We start from the raw sequence: 21,827 nt of genomic DNA on the forward strand, positions 1-21,827 counted from the left end.
GAGAGGACATTCATGCGTAAGACCCTCGCCGCCGCCACCCTCGCGGCCAGTGTTCTGGCCGGAGGCATCGTCTTCGCGGCGCCCGCTTCCGCCGTCGGCTCGTGCTCGGACTCCTTCAAGGACCAGTTCGACGTCATCAACCCTGGCAACAAGCCCGACCAGACCTACTACATCGAGAACTGCGCCGACGTCACCAACGGCAAGGTCACCGGCCACAGCGCGACGAGCTGGCAGATGCTCGACCTGCAGGCGATCGACCTCGGCAAGCGGTTCACCTCTTTCAAGATCACGACGAGGCTCGAGGCGCGGTCGGGCCCGACGGCCCCCGACGTCGACAAGGTCATCACGTCCAAGACGTGCGACCTGACCGAGCTGGTGAACAAGCACTACGAGTACGGGGCCACGGACCGGGGCGCCTCCACGTGCGCGGCGCCGGCGGCCACGTACGACAAGAACCTGTGGTGGTCGACGGACTCCACCGTCGTCTACGACATCGAGGGCGACGGCAAGGGCCCCATCACGCGTCAGCTGACGGGCTCGCCGCTCCTGCACTGACCACCCGCCGGGGCCGTGAGCACTGCCCCCTCACGGCCCCGGCACCTCACGGGTGCCCGTGGCCCTGCTCCGGGTCACCGCGAGCAGGGCCATGTCATCGGTGATGCGGCCACCGGTGTGGCGGCCCACATCGGAGAGGACGGCGTCGAGCAGCGCGTCCGGTCCGGAAACCTCACGCCCGGCCAGGCCGGTGACGGGGTCGTAGAAGACCCCGGCCCGGTCGCGCGCCTCGGTGAGGCCGTCCGTGTACAGCAGAAGGGTCGCCCCCGCCGGGAACGGCACCGTATCGGTCCGGTCCTCGCCGGCCCCCAGGCCGGCCAGCCCCAGCGGCAGCCTCGGATCGGACGGAGGCAGGCTGCGCACCGCGCCACCGTGCAGCAGCAGCGGCGCCGGATGGCCGCGGTTGATCAGCCGCAGCCCGTCGCCGGAGTGCGGGATCTCCGCCAGGACAGCGGTGACGAAACCCTCGATCCGCTCGATTCCCGCCCGCCGCTCGGCCTCCCGCATCATCGCCCGATCCACCCTGGCCGTGACCCCGGCGAGCGTGGGTTCCTCCTCGGCGGCCTCCCGGAACGCCCCGAGCGCCACGTCCACCGCCTTGACCGCCTCCATGCCCTTGCCACGGACGTCGCCGACCACACAGCGCACTCCGTACGGGGTGTCCTGCACGCCGTAGAGGTCACCGCCGATCTGCGCGTCCTTGACGGCCGACTGATAGCGCACGGCGATCCGCAGGGGCCCGATCGATTCGGGCGGCTCCGGCAGCACCGCGCGCTGGACGGCGAGGGCGATGCCGCGCGCGGACTGCAACCGCACGTCGCTGTAGTACATGAGGCGGCTGACGACGACGGCGAAGGCCGAGACGGTCGCGACCGCCGCCAGCTCGCTCCGCCCACCGGAGTCGTCCATGAGGCCGAAGTGGGTGAGCAGCGCGAAATCGGCGGCACACGCACCGATGCCCGCCAGAATCGTGGCACGCAGCGACAGCAGCGCGGCGGCGGACATCGGCGCGGCGGTGTAGAGGGCCTCGGCGCTGAAATGCGGTGGGGTGTTGTAGTCGAGGAACGCGCCCACGGCGAGCAGCAGGGCGGGCACCAGCTGCAGATGGCGCAGCCACCAGCGCTTCACAGCGCTGCCCCCCGCGCTCGGTGCCCTCACGTACCCGCTCCCGCTCTTCCGTGCTGTACGACACGCTCCAGCATCGTCGGGCCGGATTGCGGCTGCCAGTCATGGGGCGGCCGTATGGGTGCGGGGGCGCCCGGTGGCGCCGCCATGGCACAGGCGGCGTAGTCACCCGGGAGCGGGTCGCTCCCCCTTCCGGCGGAGGCGGTCGGGACCGGGGGAGGAGGTGCCCGGCCGGGGCCGCTCCATAGCGTCGCAGGCATGAAGTCACCGAACCTTCGACACCTTCGACGTCGGCAATTCGTCGGTGCCCTCGGGCTCGCGCTGCTCGCTCCCATGGCGGGCGCGAGCGTCGCCGGGGCGGCACCCGGCGGTCGTACGCGCCCCGTGACCATGACGCTGCCGCCCCCCACAGGGCCGTACCCCGTCGGCACGGCATCCCTGCACCTCGTCGACCCTTCGAGACCCGATCCATGGCTCACCACCCGGGCCGCGCGCGAGCTGATGACGACCGTCTGGTACCCGTCCCTCCCGGTACCGGGGCGACGACCGGCCCTTCAGCTGCCGCCCCGCGTGGCGGCCGAATGGCAGCAGCTCGTGGAGACGAGAGAGGACTTCTCCGTCAAGCCAGGGGGCGCCGACTGGGCGGCGACCCGGACCCACGCCGTCACCGGTGCGCCGGTGAGGCGTCGGCCCGGAGGCCTCCCCGTGGTCCTGTACTCGCCCGGCCGGAACATGCCGCGGGGCTTCGGCACCGTCCTGGCGGAGGAACTGGCCAGTCGTGGCTGTCTGGTGGTGGCCGTGGACCACACCCACGAGACGATCGCCGTGGAATTCTCTGACGGCCGGGTGGCCCGTACCCAGGACGCGACCGAGAAGGCGACCCTGCGGGCCCTGGTCGACGTACGGGTGGCCGACGTCCGCTTCGTGCTCGACCGGCTGGAGACGCTGCACCGCGGCGGCGGCCCGGACGCGGACCGTCGTCCGCTGCCGTCCGGCCTCGCCGGGTGCGCGGACCTGACCGCCGTCGGCATGTTCGGCCACTCCATCGGAGGCGCCACGGCCGCCCAGGCGATGCACGACGACCCGCGCATCCGCGCGGCCGTCGACCTGGACGGAGCGGTCGGCGCGGGCGCGAACGCGATCGGCTCCGTGGTCGACGGCGGCCTGGACCGGCCGTTCCTCTTGATGAACAGCGTGCTCGGCAACAGCCGGGACGAGGTACTGGCGACCCTGTGGAAGAACCTGCGCGGCTGGCACCGCAACCTGCAGATACCCACCGCGGGCCACTACGCCTACACCGACCTGCAGGCCCAGCTCCCGCCGATCGCCGCGGCCGGCAACATGCCCGCGGACAGGCTGGCCGTACTCGTCGGCACCGTCGACCCCGCACGCTCCGTCCGTGCGCAACGCGCCTACCTGAGCGAGTTCTTCGACGTGCACCTGAGGCACCGCCCGGACCGCGGCCTCTTCGACGGTCCTTCGGCTGCCCACCCGGAGGTCTCGTTCATCGACTGAAGCGGGACGCTGCGCCGATGAGTCAACCCCCTGGATGCAGGGATACCCCGCGCAAGATCGACCTTCGATCCTTGGGAGGGCAAGTCCGCACCACTTCTTACTCTGCCGAAGGGGAACGAGATGAGCGGCAAGACGACCAGGGCGACAGCTACGGGGCGCGTCAGGGGGCAGGCCGGACGGGCGGCCGTCATCGCGGCTCTCCTCGCGGTGGGGGCCGCCGCCCCGGCGGTGGCATCGACCGCCGGGGAAGCGGGAGCGGAGAGAGTCAACGCGGCCCGCAGCGTAGAGGTGTTCATGACCAACAGCACCAGGTGCGACCTGGTGCTGATCACCGCGCGGCTCGACCACGGCGAGTGGACCCGACGCCCTCCCGCCTTCATCGAACGCGGCGACACCATCACATGGGAGTCCGAGTCGAACGGCGTCCTCACCGGCACCGAAGGCGAAGCGGACTTCGTCACCCAGGGCTGCAGGAACCCCGCCAACAACACCAAGCGGCTTCACCTGCACTGGAACAACCCGTACGTCGGTTCGAACTCCTATGACACCGCGGGCACCGACGGGGCGTTCCGCGTCACCATCGTCGGAGGAAGCGGCAACCACGCGGGCGTCCAGTTCACCTTCATAGGATCCTGACTCCGACGCCGTACCGGTGGTTTCGCGACATGCTCCGCGCCCCCATGGGCCGACGGCCCGGCCACGAGTAGCCTCGTCTCCCGAGTCCGGGAGGCGAGCGTGGGCCGTAGCTGTGACACGAGCGCGCGGGTCGATGCGGTGTGCCACGCCATGCCGGGGGCCGCGGCGGAAGCCACCACCGTCCCCGAGCTGGGCGCCGAGATCTCCCGCCAGGTGGGCCGGGTCGTCCCGCACGACGGGTACACGCTCGTCGCCGTGGACCCGGTCACCCGCGCGTACGTCTTCAGCGTCGGAGAACACAGCTACAGCACCAGGTCCCAGCGCCGCCTGGCGATCGAGGACGCCCACCGACGCGACCGGCACTCCTTCACGCAACTCGTCAGCGGCCGCCGCCAGGTCGGGGTCTTCGGGTCCGGTTCGCCCAAGGAGCGGGACAGCGAGCACCAACACGACATCCTGGCCGCCGAGGGGTTCGGCAGCGAGATGCGCATCGCCCTGACGCACGGCGGCGTGCTGTGGGGTGGCATGGTCCTGCTGCGGGAGCGAAGTCGCACGCCGTTCCTGCCGGCCGAAGTCCAGCAAGCCGAACGCCTGGCCCGGCACATCACATTCGCCCTGCAGCGGTTCGTCTCCGGCAAACCGCTGCGCCCGATCCGCTGCGGAGTGGCACCGGGCGTCGCCCTCGTCGGCCGTGACTTCGAGGTCAAGGGCGTCACCCCGACAGGCCGAGACGCCCTGCGCGCGCTCGTGCCCCCGCCCGGGCCCACCGACGACGAGGAACTCTTCGCCCTCCTCTGGAACGTCACCCACATGGCCCGCAGCGCCTCCGGCCCGGCACTCAGCAGAATCCCCACGCCACAGGGGTGGATCGCACTCCACGCCCAGCTCCTCGAGGGCACGGTGGCGGGAGACGTGGCGGTCACGATCCAGCCCGCCGCCGCGGACACGCTATTGCCGGCGGTCACCGCGTGGTACGGCATCACGTCCAGGGAACAGGCGGTGATCGAGCAGGCCCTGCAAGGCCTGCCCGTCAAACAGATCGCCCGCCGCCTCGGCCTGTCACCGCACACGGTGAACGATCACTTCAAGGCCATCTACCGCAAGACCGGAGTCTCCGGCCGCGAAGAGCTCATCGTCTGTCTGTCCGGCTGACCACGGCCGACCAGTATCGCCTATCGCCGGTCGGCCGTATGAGCTCAGATCTTCAGGTGTCCCAGTACGGACCGCACCGCGTGCTTCACGGCGTCGCGCGTCTGCTCGGTGTGGTCGGTCGTCTCGAACCCGTGGTGGGCGAGGGGTACGTCGATGATCTCGAGGTTGGCTCCGCAGTCCTCGGCGGCGGCCACGAACTCCGCGACCGTCGCCGCCAACTCCGGGAATTCCAGTTCCACGCGGCTGAGAACGATCGGCAACCGCCCTGCCGTGCGGACGGCAGTCGTAGGGCGGAAGCGGTCCTCGACGAGCCCCCAGTTCGGCAGCGGCGCGAGGATGGGGTAGGTCGCCGCGACGCACCGCAGCCACGGCGGGGGCGTCGCGAGCCAGTCGGCGGACAACAGTCCGCCGGCGGAGACGAACCACAGCGCGACGCGGTCCGCGTCGACGCGCGGATCCGCCCGTACGAGCTCGACCGCTTCCGCGACGTCCTCGGCGGCGCGCCCGTAGTCGCCGAGATCGTGCAGCCGGTGATCCAGCGTCACGCCGACCGCGCCGAGACCGGCCACGTACCGGCCGTAGCCGACGAAGGTCGGCCAGTCCCGTGGCGTCGGCTGTGTGCCGGGCGGGATCGGGCCGCCATGGACGAACACTACGGCCGGGCGTGGACCGTCGGCATCGGGGAGGTAGAGATCGACCCGTCCCACCCGCTCGCGAGGTCGCTCCGGTACGTCGAGCAGGAAGTGCCGGAGGTGTGACGGCTGCTTGTCCTCCGGTGCGGTCAGACGGTGCCCTTCGCCCGCGGCGGCTCGCAGCAGTACGTCGGCCAGTTCGCCGGGAACGGAGAGCATCGGCCAGTGCCCGGTGTCGAGCTCGAAGAAGCTCACCCGGGGGTCGACGAGCGCTGTGAGGCGAGGATCCCCGAGCTGCACCAAGGACTCGATCAGGGCGATGCCCGGCCCACTGGCCGTGCAGAGGACGCCGGTCGTCGCCACCTCGGCGACCGCCCCCGACAGCCGGAGCGGCTGGGTGAGCGTGGCCGACGGCTGCGGCGCGGCACGGCGGGTCAGCCGCTCGAGCGCGTCCCCGGGGACGCCGGCGACGCTGCCCCAGCGCTGCCACTCCTCGACAGTCGGCGGGGGCAGCAGCCAGCCGTCGTCCTCGGCCTGTTCGGCCCGCTGCAGCAGCCGCTCGCGGACCGCCTCGTCGGGCACCAAATTGAGGGCCGGTTCACCGTCCTGAGGCAGGCCCGTGTCCAGACAGACGATCCGCGCGACACGCTCCGGCCGCCGGTCGGCGGCGCCGTACGCCGGATAGACGCCGTAGCAGTGACCGACCAGCACCACGTCCGGCGCGTCCACCTCGTCGATCAGCCGCACCAGCTCCTGGACGTGCGTCTCCAGGTCCGTCTCCGGCTCCGCCGGACGGCGGCGCTCACCCATGCCGGTGAGCGTCACCGGATGCACCTCGGCCCCCGACTCCCGCAGCTGAGCGGCCGTTTCTTCCCACACCAAGCCGTCGGTGTGGGCGCCGGACATCAATATGAATGCCGTCATGAACGTCTCCTTGCCTACCTCGGTCCACGCGTCCGGCCCGCCGGGGGCCGTCCGCGCTCACCGGTACGGTAGGAACTCCCCCAGGGGGAGATTCAAGCGACGGGCGTGACGTGTTCTCCTCAGTCCGAGTGCGTCCTACGGGCACGGGCCCATGTCACCACGACCAAGGCCGAGGCCACGTACATCTGTACGGCGGCGTGGGCCACGGACTCGACGTACTGCTCGTAGCCGTCTGCGCGCAACTCGAACGTGAGGCAACTCAGCGCGGTCGCGAGCCCCGCGAGTGCACAGGACAAGGCGCCGAAGGGGGGCTTTGCCATTCCATCTCCTCCAAACAATGAGCCGAACCGGTCGCCGGAGGGCCCAGGTGCTGCCCTGTCAGCTGCCGCACCCCTGCCCTGAATAGTGCAGCTCAAGCGTGTGATGAAGGGCACGTCGACGGCCGGACCGACGGGATCCGGGCCCTCGTCGCGGCCCCTTGTCGAGGCAGCTCACAACCGGGCCGCGCGCGGATTCTCACCACCGCGCGCCCTGACACGCGCCTCCTCTTTTCAGCCATCTGGCCCGCACACTTCAAGCTCCGGTGGGGGCGCCGCCGGAGCGAAAACCGTCGCAGGACATCCAGCTCGGTGCGACGGCTCGCGCACAAGCGCCTTGGCTCGGCCGCGCGCCGCCCCACACGCCCTCGGCCCGCTGGGATCTCCCTCCACGGGCCGGCCCACGTTGATGGACCCCCGGGGCTGTGGTGTCCGTGCGGCTGCCCCCGCCGCTCACCCCCAACTCGCCCGGCCGCCCACTATCCCAGGGGCGCCGGACGGAGAGGAGCACCCTGATGTACGCGAACCCCCTGCGCCGCGGCCTGGCCTGGCTGGCCTCGGTGGCGCTCATGTCCCTCGGCGTGGTCGGCCTGTCGGCCACCGACGCCTCTGCCCTGCCCGCGCAGTGCACGGGAGCGGAGACCAGCGGCGCTGACAACATCGTCTGCCCGTTCCTGCTGCCCGGCCAGGTGATCAACAGCCTCGGCGGCAACGACACGATCACCATCCTGGCCGACGCCGGCGGCATCGTGAACTCCGGCGCCGGCAACGACATCATCACGGCAGCGGCTCTGGACACCCTGGCCGACTTCAACACCGGGACCGGCAACGACACCGTCCGAGTCCTCGGCAACCACGCCGGCCAGTCGATAGTCACCGGCGACGGTGACGACACGGTCGAGATCACCGGCAACAACTCCGGCCTCGTCGACACCGGGGCCAACGCCGACCGGTTCATCGTTCACGGCACGGTGTCCGCCGACGCCGCGTTCCTCGGCACCGGCAACGACTTCGCCAACATCAACGTCCTCGCCCTCAGCGACGGTCTCGCCGGCGGCAGCCTCCACGGGGGCGACGGCGCCGACGAGCTGACCGTCACCACCTGCAACGTCAGCACCATCGCCGGCGAGGACGGCAACGACACCATAGACGTCACCGACGCCAACGGCTGCAACGTCCTGGGCGGCGGCGGCAACGACAACATCCACGAGGGCGCCGAGGCCACCGGCACCGTCGACGGCGGTGCCGGCAACGACACCTGTCAGGAGGACATCCCCTTCCTCGGCACCGAATCCAACTGCGAGGTCTGACGGGCTCCGAACGACCTGATAGGGCTGGTGCCCCCGTCCCGCAGCACAGCGCGGGACGGGGGCACCAGCATCAGCCCCAGCACCATTCGATTCCCACGACCACAACAGGATGTAGACGATCGCAGCCGTCATGAGCGCGGCGGAAGGCACCGACGGCCCCGAGGCGCGCACGGAACGTACGCCCCAGGATGCCGTGCTGTCCGCCGCGACGAGGACACCCACGCCGACCTCGAAGGCTGGCTCGCCACCAGCCCCTACCGCGACGCGGCCACGAGCCGCCTGCGCGCGGCGGCGGTGAGGTACCGCAGAACACCGCTGAAGGATCTGGTCCGGGACGCGGTACTGACGTGAGGTGACCGGCACTATCGGACTACGCCGAAGGATTGCGTTCACCGGATTGCGTCGAACCGGTCATCTTGTGACGGGTAGCGTGCCTTCCTCCGCCTACCGGGGAATTCAGTGCGAGCGCAGAGCGTCGACGCACGAGCAGAGAGGGACCCGGCATGAGCGATGACTTCGTCCTGGACGTCACCAGAATCCGTGACGAGGCGCGGCGGAAGATGGAAGCGGGCCCCGTCACCGGCACCTACGGCGTCGACAAGGAACGGGTCATCGGCATCCTCAACGACGTCATCGCCACGGAGGTGGTGTGCTGGCTGCGCTACACCCGCCACGCCATTTCGGCGACCGGCATCGACCGGGCACAGGTGACGGCGGAATTCACCGAGCACGCCGCGCAGGAGATGCAGCACGCCATGTGGGCGGCCGAAAGGGTCTCCCAACTGGGAGGTGAACCCGATTTCGACCCGGCGACCCTGGTGCAGCGGGCCCATACGGACTACACGACCCCGTCCCCGAACGACCTGACGACGATGCTCGAGCACAATCTGCTCGCCGAACGGATCGTCATCTCCAGCTATCAGGAGATCGTCCGCTGGCTGTCGGACCGCGACCCCACCACGCGCCGCCTGCTGGAGTCGATCCTCGAGCAGGAAGAGGAGCACGCCGACGATCTTCTCGACCTGATCGGCACCTGAGGCCGCTGTCCTGCTTGAGCGGGAGGCGGCGGGCTCCGACGTCAGCTGATCCCGGAGGCGGTGGGCGCCTCCGGGAGGCGTTGGACGGCGACCATGGCGGCGTCGTCGCCGAGGGATCCGCCGCAGTGGGCCAGGAGGTCCTCGCACAGGTGCCGCAGGAGGGCCTGGGGCCCGTGTCCCGACCAGGCCGCGATCCGTTCGGACAGTGGGTAGAACGTCCCGGTGTCGTCGCGGGCCTCGATGACGCCGTCCGTGTACAGCAGCACGACGTCGCCGGGTTCGAACCCGTAGGACTCCACGGCGATGTCGGCGGGGGCGAACTCGATGAGGCCGAGCGGAGGTGCGGGCTGACGCACCTTCAGTGGGGTGACACGGCCGTCGCGCAGCAGCAGGGGAGGGGGATGCCCGCAGCTGATCAGGTGCAGGGACGGCTCGAGGTCAGGGACGTCCAGCACGGCCGCGGTGATGAAGGTCTCTCCCCGGTCGGCGTGCTCGTCCCGCGACGCGCCGGGGACGCCCAGGTCGGAGGAGACGGCTCCTTCGAGGTCGGCGACCAGCACCGGCAGCTCGGCCTGCCGGTGCGCGGCGGCCCGGAATGCCCCGAGGACGAGCGCGGCGTCACCCATGGCCTCCAGGCCCTTGCCGCGTACGTCGCCGATGACGAGCCGGGTGCCGTGGGCGGTGCGGGTGACGGCGTACAGGTCGCCGCCGATCTGCGCCTCGGCCTCGGCGGCGAGGTAGACGGACGCGATGCGCAGCGGGCCGATCCGCTGCGGAAGCGCCCGTAGGAGCACCCCTTGGGTCGCTTCCGCCACCGATCTGAGCTGCGTCATCTCCTTCTCGTGCCGCTCGCGGTGGTGGGCGAACAGGGTCACGATCGCCGAGATCAGGATCAGGGCGGTGATCTGGAGGGTGTGGTTGAGGTCGGTGAGGCTGGTACGGGCGACGGCGACGATGGACTGGGCCGCGACGGCCACCGCACCGATGAATCCCGTCATCAGCGGCCCGCCGAACGACGCCGTGATGGCGGGCGCGGCGACCAGGAAGGGACCGAGGTGCACTTCGGGCGGGGCCAGGATGTCGACCACGGTGACGACCAGGACGAGGAGAAGCGGTACCGCCACCAGGGCACGGCTTCGCTGCCGGGGCCATCGGTGAGCCCCGGGGAGTCGCCGCAGGTCCATGGCTCCTGCTTACACCAGGTGTGAGCGGAAAACGTGCCGCCACGGCCATCGGCGTTCGAACAGAGCACGATGCCCAGCCGTCTTGCGCCGGCGTCGGCGGCGGAGCGGCTGCGCGAGCCGGCCTACTGCCCGTGAACGGCCTCGGCTTCACCCGCGGCGTAGCGATGTGCCAGCGTGGCCACGGTCTCGGCGACGGCCTGCCTCAGCTCGGGAGGGCCGAGCACTTCCGCCTCGGCGCCCAGTCTGAGCAGGTCGCCGACCGCGACGGCCTGTGCCTCGACGGGCATCTCCACCCGCACCCAGCCCTCATGGTCCGGCGGGCCGGCGTTCTCGAGGGCACGTGCGCCCACCGCACCGAACTGCATGGGCAGCAACCGCTGCGCCCGGGGTGAGAGCCGCAGGTGCGCGGTTCCCTGCTGAAGCGCGGATTCCAGGCGCCGGGAGGACTCCTCCCAGCAGGCGGCCAGGTCGAATCCGGTCGGCCGTTCGAAGGTCTCTCCCGTGGTGTCCACGGCCAGGAACCGCGCTATCCGATAGGTCCGTACGGCCTCGTCCACCAGTGCCACGAGGTACCAGATGCCGCCTTTGAGGACGATGCCGAGCGGTCGTAGCTCCCGGTGCACCTCGCCGCGCCAACGCCGGTAGTGCGCACGGATCACTCGCTGCTCCCACACCGCCCGCGCGACCGCCGCCAGATGCGGCACAGGGTCGGCGTCCCGGAACCAGGCCGGGGCGTCCAGGTGGAACCGGTCCTGCACGCGCCGGGCCCGCTCCGCCAGTTCGGCCGGGAGAGCGGCCTGCAGTTTCAGCTGTGCGGTGGTCAGCACCGCGCCGAGGCCCAGGTCGCGCGCCGGTCCCGGTGCTCCGGCGAGGAACAGCGAACCGGCCTCGGCGTCGGTGAGCCCGGTCAGCCGCGTGCGGTATCCGTCCATCAGGCGGTAGCCGCCGGCGGGCCCGCGGTCGGCGAGGACCGGGACGCCCGAGGCGCCGAGGGCCTCGATGTCCCGGTAGACCGTGCGGACCGACACCTCCAGCTCGGCGGCGAGCTCGGGAGCGGTCATCCGCCCACGGTTCTGGAGCAGCAAGAGCAGGGAGAGAAGCCGGTCGGCACGCATGGGGTCATTCTCCTGCGGTCTGTTTCCGTACCTGACAGGAGATGTCAGGTACGGCGGCCAGTCTGGTCACATGACGCCGTACGAAAGGACCGTGCGGCTTATCGAAAGAGGACACACCACCCATGACCCCCATGACCCCCGCGCCCGTGCAGACCACCGGCCACTTCACCTTCGCCAACTGGGAGGAGCGCTCCGTCAGCCCGGGCGAGGCGTCCCCGCGGCTCGCCCACGCCTCCGTCACCAATGCCTTCTCCGGCGGCATCGAGGCCGCCGACACCACCTGCGAGTACACCATCGTCTACGTCACCGAGAAGACCGGCACCTTCACCGGAATGGAGTTGCTGGCCGGCAGTCTCGACGGGCGCAAGGGCACCTTCGTCGTCGAGGAGCGGGGCTCCTTCGACGACGAAGGCACTGTGCACTGCGCGTTCGAGGTGGTGCCGGGGTCGGGCACCGGCGAGCTGACCGGGCTGCGGGGCACCGGCAGCTTTACCGCCCGGCACGGTGAGCCCTCCGTCCCGTACACCTTTGGCTACGACCTGAGCTGACCGCCGGGGGAGGGGACGGACGGGGTCAGTCGGATTCGAGGCCGTCGACCAGGCGGTCGAGGAACCGGGTGAACGTGGCCTCCGGGGTGGCGGGACGCGGGGGCGCGGAGAGGACCTCGGCGAGCTCCGGATGGTGGCCGTCCGCGGCGACGGCGGCCAGGTAGCGGGCCTCGGCCTCGATCCTCTCGGGTGATCGCGCTGCCGCGGCCTGCGCGATCTCGTGGGCGACGTGCGCGGCGACGAAGCCGGTCAGCTGGGCGAAGACCTCCAGCTTCGCGGCGCCGTCCAGCCGGGTGGGCCGCAGGGCGGCGAGTGCGCGTTCCAGGAAGGCCAGGGTGTTCGGGCCGAGGGTCCGGCGGGCGGACAGCGCGGCCGGGAGCCAGGGGTGACGGAGCATGAGGGCGCGCTGGAGATGGCCGATGGCCTTCAGGTCCGTACGCCAGTCGCCGGTGAGGGGATCCGTCGTCGGGAGTTCGCCGCTGACCTGGTCGACCATCAGCTCCAGCAGCGTCTCCTTGTCGGGGGCGTAGCTGTAGAGGGACATGACACCGGCCCCGACCTCGGAGGCGACCCGCCGCATGGTGACCGCCTCCAGCCCCTCGGCGTCCGCCAGGGCGACGGCTGCGGCCGTGATCGCCGTGCGGCTGAAGGCGGGTTTGCGCCCCCGGCCGGGTCGGCCGGTACTCAGCCAGAGCTGTTGAGGGTCGACGCCTGCGGAGCCGGCCCGGTCGCCACGGGTCACGATCTTCTTGTTCCTCTTCTGGACGTTCTGAACATTATGGGCGTTGGGGTGGTGTGGGTGTGGTGGGCGCTGGTCGCTCGGGTGCAGGAACCATCCAAGCATCCGTTATTCTCGTACACCGTACGGAAATGACGGAGGGGTAACCATGCCAACGCACACGTACGACGCCGCGTCGAGGACCGACTGGACCGCACCGACGGCGAAGCCGCCGTTGTCCTCACGGATGATGAGGGCGACATGGCGCGGCCTCCCGCCCAAGCGGCACGACGTGGGCTGGGAACCGGGGCTCGAGGTACCGGCCGCGGACGGCAGCCCCCTGCGCACGGACCACTACTTCCCCCGCGCGGAGGGCGACTTCCCCACCCTCCTCGTGCGCTCGCCCTACGGCAGGGGCCTGCCGTGGTCACCCATGTACGGCATGCTCTTCGCCGAACAGGGCTTCCACGTCGTACTGCAGAGCTGCCGCGGCACCGGCGGATCGGGCGGCCGGTTCGACGTCTGGCGCGACGAGGCCGCCGACGGGCAGGCCACGGTGGCCTGGCTGCGGGAACAGCCCTGGTTCAACGGAACCCTGGGCACGGTCGGCCCCAGCTACCTGGGCTACGTACAGTGGGCGCTCGCCCTGGACCCGCCGCCGGAGCTGAAGGCGATGGTCGTCCAGGTCGGCCTGCACAATCCCCATGCCTTCTACCACGCGGGCGGCGCGTTCCACCTGGAGAACGCCCTGGCCGTCGGGGCCGGCATGACCTACCAGCACCAGGGCATCGTGCCCCTCGTGAAGGCGATGCTGCGCCTGCAACGCCGTCTGCGCGCCATCACCACCGCGCAACCGCTGCGCGGGGCGTACGTCTCCGCCCTAGGTGAAGTGCCCTGGCTGGACAGTGTGATGACGCACCCGGACGCCGACGACCCGTACTGGCACGGCACGGACACCGGCAAGGCGGCGGAGCGGTTGAGCGTGCCCACCGCCCTGATCGGCGGATGGCACGACGTGCTCGCCGACCAGACCTTCGAACAGTACGGCCGACTGCGTCGGGCCGGATGCGAGACCTCCCTGCTCGTCGGCCCCTGGACCCACACCTCCGCGATGCAACAGGGCTGGCCCGAGGTGTTCGCCGAGAGCCTCGCCTGGCTGCGCGCCCACCTGTGCGACGACCCCTCCGGCCTGCGCCCCACCACGGTGCGTGTGCACGTCGGCGGCGAAGGCGCGTGGCGGGACCTCGACGACTGGCCCCTGTCCACCCGTACGGCTTCCTGGTTCCCCACCCCGGACGGGCACCTCATCCAGCAGCCCCCCACCGACAGCGCACCCCTGACCTCCTTCCGCTACGACCCGGCCGACCCCACCCCCTCCGTGGGCGGCCCCCTGCTCTCCCGTACCGCAGGCCCCCGAGACAACACCGCCCTGGAGGCACGGGACGACGTCCTGACGTTCACCGGTCCGCCGCTGACCGAGCCCGTGGACATCCTCGGCCCGGTCTCCGCGCGCCTGCGGATCTCCACGGACACCGGATACGCCGACGTCTTCGCCCGCCTGTGCGACGTGGACGCCCGAGGCCGTTCCACCAACATCTGCGACGGTCTGTCCAGCCTGCACACCGCCGGGCAGGAACCCGCGGAGATCACCGTGCCGATGAGCTCCACCGCCCACCGCTTCGCCGTCGGCCACCGCATCCGCCTGCAGATCAGCGGAGGCGCCCACCCGCGCTACGCCCGCAACCCCGGCACCGGGGAGCCGTCCGTCGAGGCCACCAGCTTCAAGCCGATCCGCATCACGCTGCACGCGGACTCGGAGCTGACCCTTCCCTGGGCCCTGGGGGGTGAGGAAGCGGCGGACTGAGCCGAATTCGTTCATGCGTTCTATATCTGGCAGGATGTGAGGGTGTCGATGGAACGTGAAGCCCCTCCAGGATCCGGTGCCCATGACGCTGAGCCTTGGCTACGCGCTCCAGGGATCCCCGATGATCTGCTGAGGGCGAAGTCGCTGGCGTACGACCCGAGCGGCTTCACGTGCTCACAGCCGGTCCCCGAAGCGGAGAGCGCCGAGTACGGGGCGTGTGCGTTCACGCTGGACGGCCTCGCGGTCCGGTTCCGGGTGGCCAAGACGACCCCGACGAAGGTCGGCCAGTTCGTCACGGTCTGGAAGAGGTCCGCGAGCGGCCCGATCCAGCCCTTCGACGCCGAAGACCCGGTGGACCTTTTTGTCATCAGCATGCGCGAGGGCGATCGGTTCGGGCAGTTCGTCTTCCCGCGAGAGGTACTCCGCGCACGGGACATCGTGTCCACGAACGGTTCCGGAGGGAAACGGGGATTCCGTGTCTATCCGCCGTGGGTGACGACCACCAACCGCCAGGCCCGCAGCACGCAGGCCTGGCAGGTGGAACACTTCCTCCAACTGCCCGAAGACGCGCCGATCGACCTTCCCCGCGCCCGCGCGCTCTATCACTCTCGCGGGTGACCTGTGCGGATACTCGTCAGTAGAAGAACTGAGGCAGGTCGTCCAGTGATCCGGGGCCGGTGAAGAAGCCTTCGGCAGCGGCCAGGTCTGCTCCGAACCGCGGGTGCAGGTCGTTGATCGCCTGCTCGAGGGTTCCGTCCCGCGGAGGGTCGCCGGGGGCGGCCGCGTTCATCATGCGGGCGGTGCCCAGAAGCAGCGCCTGCCAACGATCGCCCTGCTCGGCGAGTGCGTAGATGCCCGAGAGCAAGTCCGCCATACCGGCGGGGCGGGCCAGGGCCTGTGGGTCCGTACCCGTCACCGGGGACAGCTCCCAGCCGCCGGCCCGGGCGGCGAGCCGGAGCGCACCGGCCCAGTTGCGGATGCGCCCCACCCGTACGTACAGGGAATCCCCCGTGTGCGGCGGCAGGGCGCCACCGTGCAGGGGATTGGTCGCCGCCACCAGGTCGTCCAGGATGCGGCGCTCCGTCTCGGTGAGCACCCACTCGCCGTCCTGCTGGGCACCGATGGCGGCGCTGAACCAGTCCTCGGCCGCAGCCAGGCGCGACGCGAAGTCGGCCGGATCGTGGCAGGCCGGACGGGAGGGGGCTGTGGTCATGCCGGACAGTATCGCCTGCCGTTTCCGAGTGACCCTCACACCCTCGGGGAAGGGGGCCGGCCCCACGGCACCTCCAGCGCCGCCCGCAGGGCGTCGACCGCCTCCCGGCCGATCCGCTCGGCGAGCTGCTCCTCCAGCCGTTCGAGGATGACGCCGGCCTGCTGGTGCGCGCGTTCCCCTTCCTCGGTGCGGCGGATCAGCCGCTGCCGGGCGGAGGCGGGGTCGGGGGCCTGTTCGAGGAGGCCGGCGGCGACCAGGCCGTGCACGGCCTGGTGCGCGGTCTGCCGGGTGACGCCCATGCGCCGGGCCAGCTCGGACACCGTGGTGCCGTCGTCGTCCAGCACGGCGAACAGCTGCGCCTGTGTCGGGGACACCGGCGTGGCCCCGGCCGCCTCCAGAGCTGTCAGCAGCCCCTCTTCGAACCAGCGCCGGGCGTCGCTGAACAGCTGGGGGAGGTTGCGGCGGGTGGACTGCATGGGTTCCTCACGTTCGGCTTGCCTGCCGACACCCTCTCATGTCAGGCTACCTGACATTCGTGAGGTCGACCCGAGGAGCCCCCATGACCATCGAGTACGCCACCCGCTACCGACGTGCCTCCCGCATACCCGCCGACCCGGGCAAGCCCTACTTCATCGAGAAGGGCGAGGGCGACCGCGCCCACCTGTTCGGCGACCTCATCACCATCTACGCCGGCGGCGAGCAGACCGAGAACACCTTCAACTTCTTCACCGTCGAAGGCCCCAAGGGCGACCTCATCCCCGCCCACCTGCACCCCGACACCCACGAGGTCTTCTACGTCACCCAAGGCGCCGTACGCCTGTTCGTCGAGGACACCGAAGGCAACCAGCAGGAGAAACTGCTCACCCCCGGCGACTTCGGCTTCGTACCCAAGAACTGCCCGCACGCCTACCGCATGGAGCGCCACCACAGCCAGGTCGTCGGCGTCGCCGCCGGCCCCGGCGGCACCTTCGAGCGGTTCTTCGAAAACCTCGGCGCACCGACGGAAGAATTCGGCCTGCCGGGCCGTCCCGTCGTCCCGGAAGCCCATCGCTTCGCGACGGTCCCCGAACGGTACGACGTGCGGTTCCTGCCCGGCCACGAGTGGCGGGGCCGGTGAGTGACTGTCTCGCGGGACGTCAGATCTGAAAGGGCCAGACCGAGACTCGGTCCTGTTTCGTGGAGATCTCCACCCAGGTGCCGTCGAGATTGTCGTCGGGCAGCGGCCCGGCGAGGTCGAACAAGATGTGCGTGCTGCCGAATTCAAGAACGGCGGCGCCGTCCTCCGTCACATCGAGCCGTCCACGCAGGACGATCCGCTCGCCGTCCTGCCAGAGGCCCGGTTCGTCCAGGGCGGCTGCCCGCGCGTTGCACCCCCAGAGGATGTCCTCGTCCACGCTCCACTCGACGAGATGCCGGCCATCCGCTTGCTGCGGATCGCCGCCCCACAGCACGACGGCGGTTCCGAACGGGGCCTGAAGGTGAACCATCGGCGGCTGCGGAGGGGAAACCGACGTCTTGTTGTTCACGCTCTTCACACTGACCAGCATTCCCCGATTATCCATGATCTCGCCGGCGGTTCTCGGTACAGGCGATCGGTACTCTTTTCTCAATGGGACTGGACATCAATGTGCTGATCGCCGACTGGTCATGGCTGGAGGAAGCACCGCCCCGGGAGCGGCTGTCGCGATTGAGGGATGCCTGGTACGCCGATGAGACGGGGCTGTGGGACCACGACGCGCCGGCCGTAGAGGGCGACTTCGAGTGGCCGCGCGGGCCCAACGGCACCTACTTCGCCGTCTATGAGTTCCTGCGTACCTGCGGCTCGTTCAAACCGCACTTCTGGGCCGGACAGCGGTGGGAGGCCGTCCGCGGTCACGTTGACCCGCTGATGCGGACCCGTTTGGACGCCATGCTGCTTGGGCTGATCTGGCGTGGCCTGGACGATGAGGCGCAGCACACGGATCCGGGCTTCTTCTGCGACGAACCTGGCGTCTCTTACGGTCTGCTCGTCGCGCGGTCGCCCGACAGCATTCGGGGATTGGCCGCGACCTGGAAGGAGGTACAACCTCGGCTCGGTGGGCTGCGCAAGGCCTTTGATGAACATGCCGCTGATCCTGACGGATGGGTCGGCGACTTCGACCGGTTCACCTCCCTGCTGGAGGACTGGGGCCGCGTCCTCACCGAAGCCGCCCGACGGGGCTGGGGCGTCGTAGGGCTGAGTGAATAGGGGCTCGGATTCAGCCGGAAGCAGATCCGATTGAACCGTCCGATCCGCAGTATCCGCGTGCGGACATCCAGGCCCGAACAGGCCCGGCCAGGCAGTCCAGGGCGCCACGGGCCTCCACCGGATATCCGCGGCCATGGCCGAGGGGTGACATTGCCACCCTCCTCATGATCGACTCGCGTCGGGTTGCGCCCACTACGGGTGCACATGACGCCGTAAGAGGGGGGCGCGTCATGCAGAGCGCGCTGACACAGGCCGTGCGGGCCACGGCCGGACTGACATTCGTCGCGGCCACCGTGGCCTGCGTATGGGAGCTCGCGAACGGGAAAGCGCCCGTTCCGCACACCGGGGTTCTGGTGGGTGTCTGGACAGCAGCACTCTTATCCATGGCGCGGCCCGTGTTGCTGCTGGTGTACCGGCGGGAAGTGCGTCGCCTGCACCGTAAGCGTCTGCACCACCACTCCACCGCAGGCGTACCGCTGGAGAAGGACCTGAGCCGGCAAGCCCGCAGGCGGCAGGAGCGGTTCGAGGAACTGCCCTCGTCCTCCGGCCCAGAGGGTTGGGTCAAGGCGCGGCAGGTCGCCATATGGACGCTGGTGCTGCTGTGCTCCCTGACCGCCGCCACCTCCTCCTTCGGCCCCCCGGAGCCACCCGGCAAGCAGGTCGCCGCGTTGCACGCGGCGGGCGCCCGCGTCTCCACCGCCACCATCGCGGAGAAGCCCCGGATCACAACCCGGCACCACGACGACGAGGACGACGAACGCATCGTCACCGGATACACCGCTGACCTGGTCCTCTCCGTACACGGTGGCCCCGGCCGTCTGACAGCACCGCACACGTACACCCCACGCGAACCGCACACGGGCCAGGAAGTAGCCGTCCTGTGGGCAGCCGACGACCTCTCACTGGGCGGTCATGTCGGCGAGCGCCAGGAGCTGCTGCGGTACGCGGCCGGGGACTGGGGCGATCCGGTGACGGACACAGTCATGCAGTGGGTGCCGTGGGTGCTCTTCGTGATCGGCGTACTCGCGCTCGGGTTGCCGTTTTCCCTGATCCCGTACGGGAAGCTGCTGCGCCGACTCGCCTGGTCCCCCCTGGCACAGACGGCCCACGCCGCCGCGGCCCTCGTCCTGGCCGTCGGCGTGACACCCGACCTGGCCGGCTGCAGCGCCTCGGGGACGGCAGCGGTGTGCGCCGCACTGGCGCCGTTCGTCCTCCCCGTGACGTACTTCTGCACCGGCGGATGGGCCCTGTCGCGGATGCCGAGCGTGGAGTGACCGCCCGCAGCCGGGTTGGCAAGCTCCGTGCCCGGGCTGCGAAAGTCGTCGGCGCGTCGTAGACCACAGCCACCACTGAGCGGCCTGGCGGTGCTCATGCTCCGATGGGTTCGGCCGTCCCGGCTCGGTGCTGGGCGGCGGCCAGCACGGGATAGTCGGTGTATCCGCTCTCACCGCCCGTGTACATCAGGCCTTTCTCTCGCACCGGGTTGAGCGGTGCGCCGATGCGCATGCGTTCGACCAGGTCGGGGTTGGCCAGGAAGGAACGACCGAGCGAGATCAGGTCGGCTCCCGCGGCGAGCAGTCGCTCGCCCTCGTGCCTGCCGCCGTCGGAGGGCAGCGGTCCTCCCCACCCCAGCACCGGATTGGCGATCAACGTGCCCGGCCAGGCCTTGCGGATGTCCTGGAAGAGGGGCTGGTCCGGGTCGGCGAACACGACGTGCAGATAGGCCAGGCCGGCATCGGCCAGTGCGGCGACGAGCGCCGGGTAGATGCTCTCCGTGTCGCCCTCCTCTATGCCGTTGACGGTGAGTCCCGGCGCGATCCGCACACCTACCCGCTCGGGGCCGATCGCGTCGGCGACGGCTTGGACCACCTCGACGACGAACCGGATGCGCCCGGCCACCGAGCCGCCGTAGGCGTCGGTGCGGTGGTTCGTGCCCTTGGCCAGGAACTGGTGCAGGAGATAGCCGTTGGCGGCGTGCACTTCCACGCCGGCGAAGCCCGCGTCGATGGCTCGACGGGCCGCCGCGGCGAAGTCGGCCACGGTGGAGACGATCTCGTCGATGGTCATCTCACGGGGCACGACGGCGGCCTGGTGTCCGCTGGGGGTGAAGATCGTCTCCGGGAGCGGGACCGGCGAGGGTGCGACCGGCGTGTGCCCGCTGTTGTCGGGGTGGCCGACCCGGCCACCGTGCTGCAACTGCAGGAACATCCGGCCACCGGCGGTGCGCACGGCGTCGGTGACGCGTCGCCAACCGGCCACGTGCTCCTCGTTGTGGATCGCGGTGATGTTGGGGTAGGTCTGTCCCACGGCGTTCGGCGTGGAGGCCTCGGCGATGATCAGCCCCGCGGAGGCGCGCTGGGCGTAGTACGTAGCCATGATCGGCTGCGGGACGCCGTCGGCCGTAGCGCGGTTGCGGGTCATCGGCGCCATCACCAGGCGGTTCGGCAGGCCCAGGGCGCCGAGGCGGGCGGGCTCGAAGAGGCGGGAGGGACGGGAGTCAACTGGTGCGTTCGTCATGCCGGTACGGTAGAAGGTGACATCAGTGTCAGGTTCAAGTCCTGAGTCGGCATGCGAGGTGGGAATGCGGATCGGTGAACTGGCTCGGCGCAGCGGGGTGAGCGAGCGTTCGCTGCGCTATTACGAGACGCAGGGGCTGCTGAGGGCCGAGCGTACTCCGGGTGGCCAACGGCACTACGGCGAGTGGGCGGTCGACCGGGTCATCCGCATCCAGGCGCTCTACGCCGCGGGGCTGAACAGCAAGAAGATCGCGCAGTTGCTCCCCTGCATGCGTGACGCGGACGGCGCCCCGAACGAGATGGCCACGCCACTGCTGGTCGACGAACTCACCGCGGAACGCGACCGCATCAATCGAATGATCAACGACCTGATCCGCTCCCGCGACGTCTTGGACGACGTCATCGACACGGCCTCGGCCGGAGTGCACGCCTCCGCCATCTCCCGCGCACACGCGGTCGGCTGAAACCACCCACCTGGAGCGCAGCACCTGGGGCAGCATGCGACGCGGCCGGATGGTGACGGTGAGCGTCTCAGAGCCAGTAGTGGCCGAACGCCCCCATGAAGACGGCAAGCCAGAGGGAGCCCCCGACCAGCACGCCGAACCCGGGGAGGAGGACGGGGGCGAGGTCCTCCCGGCTCGCGATCGTGGCCGTGCGCTCCGGGTTGGCGGGGTCGTCGCCCCGGACGGGCAAGCCCGAGCCCCCGCCGTTCGCCCGGAGGGGGCGGATCCACTCGTCTGGATTTGCTCACCGGGGGATGTCGAAAGACGCCGCACGGCTCCGACTCCCTGTCGAGCCGCCCGCGGGCGGAACCCGACACAAGGAGCAAGGACATGAAGTACCTCCTGATCATGCAGGTCAACCAGGAGATCCTCGACGCCCTCTCGGAGGACGAGCGGAAGCTCATCATGGACGGCCACGGCGAGTTCATGAAGGCCGTCCAGGACTCGGGGGAGTTCATCCTCACCCAGGCGCTCGCCGCCCCGGCGAACTCGACCGTCGTCACCGGCACCGGCGGCACGCCTACGGTCACCGACGGGCCGTTCATGGAGGCCAAGGAGTTCATGGGCGGCTTCTACCTGGTCGACTGCGAGAGCAAGGAGCGCGCGATCGAAATCGCCAAGCTCATCCCGGACACCCGGATCAAGGGCCTGTCGATCGAGATCCGCCCGGCGATGTTCTCCTGCGGTGCCGATCTGTGAGCGGGTGTCCGTGAGCGGGCGTCCGTGAACGGTCGTC

Annotated in this window: 25 protein-coding genes; 14 read left to right on the forward strand and 11 right to left on the reverse strand. The window is 70.3% G+C overall.

Annotation, left to right across the window (positions count from 1 at the left end):
- The first annotated feature begins 12 nt into the window (after positions 1 to 12).
- Complete coding sequence (locus ACIGXW_RS04465; protein ID WP_399569685.1) at positions 13 to 555, forward strand: hypothetical protein; 543 nt, start codon at positions 13 to 15, stop codon at positions 553 to 555.
- 30 nt (positions 556 to 585) lie between these two features.
- Here ACIGXW_RS04465 and ACIGXW_RS04470 read toward each other — a convergent pair whose 3' ends face one another.
- Complete coding sequence (locus tag ACIGXW_RS04470; protein WP_399569687.1) at positions 586 to 1,713, reverse strand: PP2C family protein-serine/threonine phosphatase; 1,128 nt, start codon at positions 1,711 to 1,713, stop codon at positions 586 to 588.
- A gap of 225 nt (positions 1,714 to 1,938) precedes the next feature.
- Between ACIGXW_RS04470 and ACIGXW_RS04475 the strand changes: the two genes are divergently transcribed.
- The 3 genes from ACIGXW_RS04475 (at position 1,939) to ACIGXW_RS04485 (ending at position 4,983) form a co-directional block, all read left to right on the forward strand.
- Complete coding sequence (locus ACIGXW_RS04475) at positions 1,939 to 3,195, forward strand: alpha/beta hydrolase family protein (protein WP_399569690.1); 1,257 nt, start codon at positions 1,939 to 1,941, stop codon at positions 3,193 to 3,195.
- Positions 3,196 to 3,315: 120 nt separating this feature from the next.
- Complete coding sequence (locus ACIGXW_RS04480; RefSeq protein WP_399569693.1) at positions 3,316 to 3,831, forward strand: aegerolysin family protein; 516 nt, start codon at positions 3,316 to 3,318, stop codon at positions 3,829 to 3,831.
- A 99-nt stretch (positions 3,832 to 3,930) separates the two neighbouring features.
- A complete protein-coding gene (locus tag ACIGXW_RS04485) occupies positions 3,931 to 4,983 on the forward strand; it encodes a helix-turn-helix transcriptional regulator (RefSeq protein WP_399569695.1) in 1,053 nt (350 codons plus the stop codon).
- A gap of 44 nt (positions 4,984 to 5,027) precedes the next feature.
- Here ACIGXW_RS04485 and ACIGXW_RS04490 read toward each other — a convergent pair whose 3' ends face one another.
- Both ACIGXW_RS04490 and ACIGXW_RS04495 read right to left on the reverse strand, forming a co-directional pair.
- On the reverse strand, positions 5,028 to 6,539 hold the full coding sequence (locus ACIGXW_RS04490) for an alpha/beta fold hydrolase (RefSeq protein ID WP_399569697.1): 1,512 nt from the start codon (positions 6,537 to 6,539) through the stop codon (positions 5,028 to 5,030).
- A 119-nt stretch (positions 6,540 to 6,658) separates the two neighbouring features.
- On the reverse strand, positions 6,659 to 6,859 hold the full coding sequence (locus ACIGXW_RS04495; RefSeq protein ID WP_399569699.1) for an SCO3870 family protein: 201 nt from the start codon (positions 6,857 to 6,859) through the stop codon (positions 6,659 to 6,661).
- 512 nt (positions 6,860 to 7,371) lie between these two features.
- On the opposite strand from ACIGXW_RS04495, the gene ACIGXW_RS04500 reads away from it, so the two are divergent.
- The gene (locus tag ACIGXW_RS04500) at positions 7,372 to 8,166 is read left to right on the forward strand and encodes a calcium-binding protein (RefSeq protein WP_399569702.1); all 795 of its coding nucleotides are present in this window, start codon (positions 7,372 to 7,374) and stop codon (positions 8,164 to 8,166) included.
- Between the two features lie 503 nt (positions 8,167 to 8,669).
- Positions 8,670 to 9,203 (forward strand): ferritin-like domain-containing protein, encoded by a 534-nt coding sequence (locus ACIGXW_RS04505; RefSeq protein ID WP_071966470.1) that lies wholly within the window; start codon positions 8,670 to 8,672, stop codon positions 9,201 to 9,203.
- A gap of 41 nt (positions 9,204 to 9,244) precedes the next feature.
- Here ACIGXW_RS04505 and ACIGXW_RS04510 read toward each other — a convergent pair whose 3' ends face one another.
- Both ACIGXW_RS04510 and ACIGXW_RS04515 read right to left on the reverse strand, forming a co-directional pair.
- Complete coding sequence (locus ACIGXW_RS04510) at positions 9,245 to 10,387, reverse strand: PP2C family protein-serine/threonine phosphatase (RefSeq protein ID WP_399569704.1); 1,143 nt, start codon at positions 10,385 to 10,387, stop codon at positions 9,245 to 9,247.
- Between the two features lie 122 nt (positions 10,388 to 10,509).
- Positions 10,510 to 11,502 (reverse strand): helix-turn-helix transcriptional regulator, encoded by a 993-nt coding sequence (locus ACIGXW_RS04515; protein ID WP_399569707.1) that lies wholly within the window; start codon positions 11,500 to 11,502, stop codon positions 10,510 to 10,512.
- A gap of 122 nt (positions 11,503 to 11,624) precedes the next feature.
- Here ACIGXW_RS04515 and ACIGXW_RS04520 point away from each other — a divergent pair, with 122 nt between their 5' ends.
- On the forward strand, positions 11,625 to 12,050 hold the full coding sequence (locus ACIGXW_RS04520) for a DUF3224 domain-containing protein (RefSeq protein ID WP_399569709.1): 426 nt from the start codon (positions 11,625 to 11,627) through the stop codon (positions 12,048 to 12,050).
- A gap of 25 nt (positions 12,051 to 12,075) precedes the next feature.
- Here ACIGXW_RS04520 and ACIGXW_RS04525 read toward each other — a convergent pair whose 3' ends face one another.
- Positions 12,076 to 12,792, reverse strand: a complete 717-nt coding sequence (locus ACIGXW_RS04525; RefSeq protein WP_071966473.1) for a TetR/AcrR family transcriptional regulator C-terminal domain-containing protein — start codon at positions 12,790 to 12,792, stop codon at positions 12,076 to 12,078.
- Between the two features lie 226 nt (positions 12,793 to 13,018).
- On the opposite strand from ACIGXW_RS04525, the gene ACIGXW_RS04530 reads away from it, so the two are divergent.
- Together ACIGXW_RS04530 and ACIGXW_RS04535 are read left to right on the forward strand one after the other, a co-directional pair.
- Positions 13,019 to 14,632, forward strand: a complete 1,614-nt coding sequence (locus ACIGXW_RS04530; protein WP_399570819.1) for a CocE/NonD family hydrolase — start codon at positions 13,019 to 13,021, stop codon at positions 14,630 to 14,632.
- A 48-nt stretch (positions 14,633 to 14,680) separates the two neighbouring features.
- Positions 14,681 to 15,250 (forward strand): MepB family protein, encoded by a 570-nt coding sequence (locus ACIGXW_RS04535; RefSeq protein ID WP_399570821.1) that lies wholly within the window; start codon positions 14,681 to 14,683, stop codon positions 15,248 to 15,250.
- Between the two features lie 16 nt (positions 15,251 to 15,266).
- Here the strand turns inward: ACIGXW_RS04535 and ACIGXW_RS04540 are convergent, their stop codons facing one another.
- Both ACIGXW_RS04540 and ACIGXW_RS04545 read right to left on the reverse strand, forming a co-directional pair.
- Complete coding sequence (locus ACIGXW_RS04540) at positions 15,267 to 15,845, reverse strand: hypothetical protein (RefSeq protein ID WP_399569712.1); 579 nt, start codon at positions 15,843 to 15,845, stop codon at positions 15,267 to 15,269.
- Positions 15,846 to 15,880: 35 nt separating this feature from the next.
- Positions 15,881 to 16,321, reverse strand: coding sequence for a MarR family winged helix-turn-helix transcriptional regulator (locus ACIGXW_RS04545; protein WP_399569714.1), 441 nt, complete (start codon positions 16,319 to 16,321; stop codon positions 15,881 to 15,883).
- A gap of 83 nt (positions 16,322 to 16,404) precedes the next feature.
- On the opposite strand from ACIGXW_RS04545, the gene ACIGXW_RS04550 reads away from it, so the two are divergent.
- Positions 16,405 to 16,962 (forward strand): quercetin 2,3-dioxygenase, encoded by a 558-nt coding sequence (locus ACIGXW_RS04550; RefSeq protein ID WP_399569716.1) that lies wholly within the window; start codon positions 16,405 to 16,407, stop codon positions 16,960 to 16,962.
- A gap of 19 nt (positions 16,963 to 16,981) precedes the next feature.
- Here the strand turns inward: ACIGXW_RS04550 and ACIGXW_RS04555 are convergent, their stop codons facing one another.
- Positions 16,982 to 17,392: a hypothetical protein gene (locus tag ACIGXW_RS04555; RefSeq protein WP_399569719.1), complete on the reverse strand. Its 411-nt coding sequence runs from the start codon at positions 17,390 to 17,392 to the stop codon at positions 16,982 to 16,984.
- Positions 17,393 to 17,454: 62 nt separating this feature from the next.
- On the opposite strand from ACIGXW_RS04555, the gene ACIGXW_RS04560 reads away from it, so the two are divergent.
- Both ACIGXW_RS04560 and ACIGXW_RS04565 read left to right on the forward strand, forming a co-directional pair.
- Complete coding sequence (locus ACIGXW_RS04560; RefSeq protein WP_399569722.1) at positions 17,455 to 18,072, forward strand: hypothetical protein; 618 nt, start codon at positions 17,455 to 17,457, stop codon at positions 18,070 to 18,072.
- Positions 18,073 to 18,302: 230 nt separating this feature from the next.
- Complete coding sequence (locus ACIGXW_RS04565) at positions 18,303 to 19,346, forward strand: hypothetical protein (protein ID WP_399569724.1); 1,044 nt, start codon at positions 18,303 to 18,305, stop codon at positions 19,344 to 19,346.
- 94 nt (positions 19,347 to 19,440) lie between these two features.
- On the opposite strand, the gene ACIGXW_RS04570 is transcribed toward ACIGXW_RS04565, so the two are convergent.
- Positions 19,441 to 20,589: an alkene reductase gene (locus tag ACIGXW_RS04570; RefSeq protein ID WP_399569726.1), complete on the reverse strand. Its 1,149-nt coding sequence runs from the start codon at positions 20,587 to 20,589 to the stop codon at positions 19,441 to 19,443.
- Positions 20,590 to 20,653: 64 nt separating this feature from the next.
- Here ACIGXW_RS04570 and ACIGXW_RS04575 point away from each other — a divergent pair, with 64 nt between their 5' ends.
- Positions 20,654 to 21,052 carry a MerR family transcriptional regulator gene (locus tag ACIGXW_RS04575; protein ID WP_399569728.1) on the forward strand — a complete coding sequence of 133 codons (399 nt, stop codon included), beginning with the start codon at positions 20,654 to 20,656 and terminating at the stop codon, positions 21,050 to 21,052.
- A 67-nt stretch (positions 21,053 to 21,119) separates the two neighbouring features.
- Here ACIGXW_RS04575 and ACIGXW_RS04580 read toward each other — a convergent pair whose 3' ends face one another.
- Entirely contained in the window at positions 21,120 to 21,281 is a 162-nt protein-coding gene (locus ACIGXW_RS04580; RefSeq protein WP_399569730.1) for a hypothetical protein, read from the reverse strand.
- Between the two features lie 140 nt (positions 21,282 to 21,421).
- Between ACIGXW_RS04580 and ACIGXW_RS04585 the strand changes: the two genes are divergently transcribed.
- Entirely contained in the window at positions 21,422 to 21,790 is a 369-nt protein-coding gene (locus tag ACIGXW_RS04585) for a YciI family protein (RefSeq protein WP_399569732.1), read from the forward strand.
- Positions 21,791 to 21,827 lie beyond the last annotated feature (37 nt).

This window comes from Streptomyces sp. NPDC053079 (assembly GCF_044546695.1).
Taxonomy (GTDB): Bacteria; Actinomycetota; Actinomycetes; order Streptomycetales; family Streptomycetaceae; genus Streptomyces.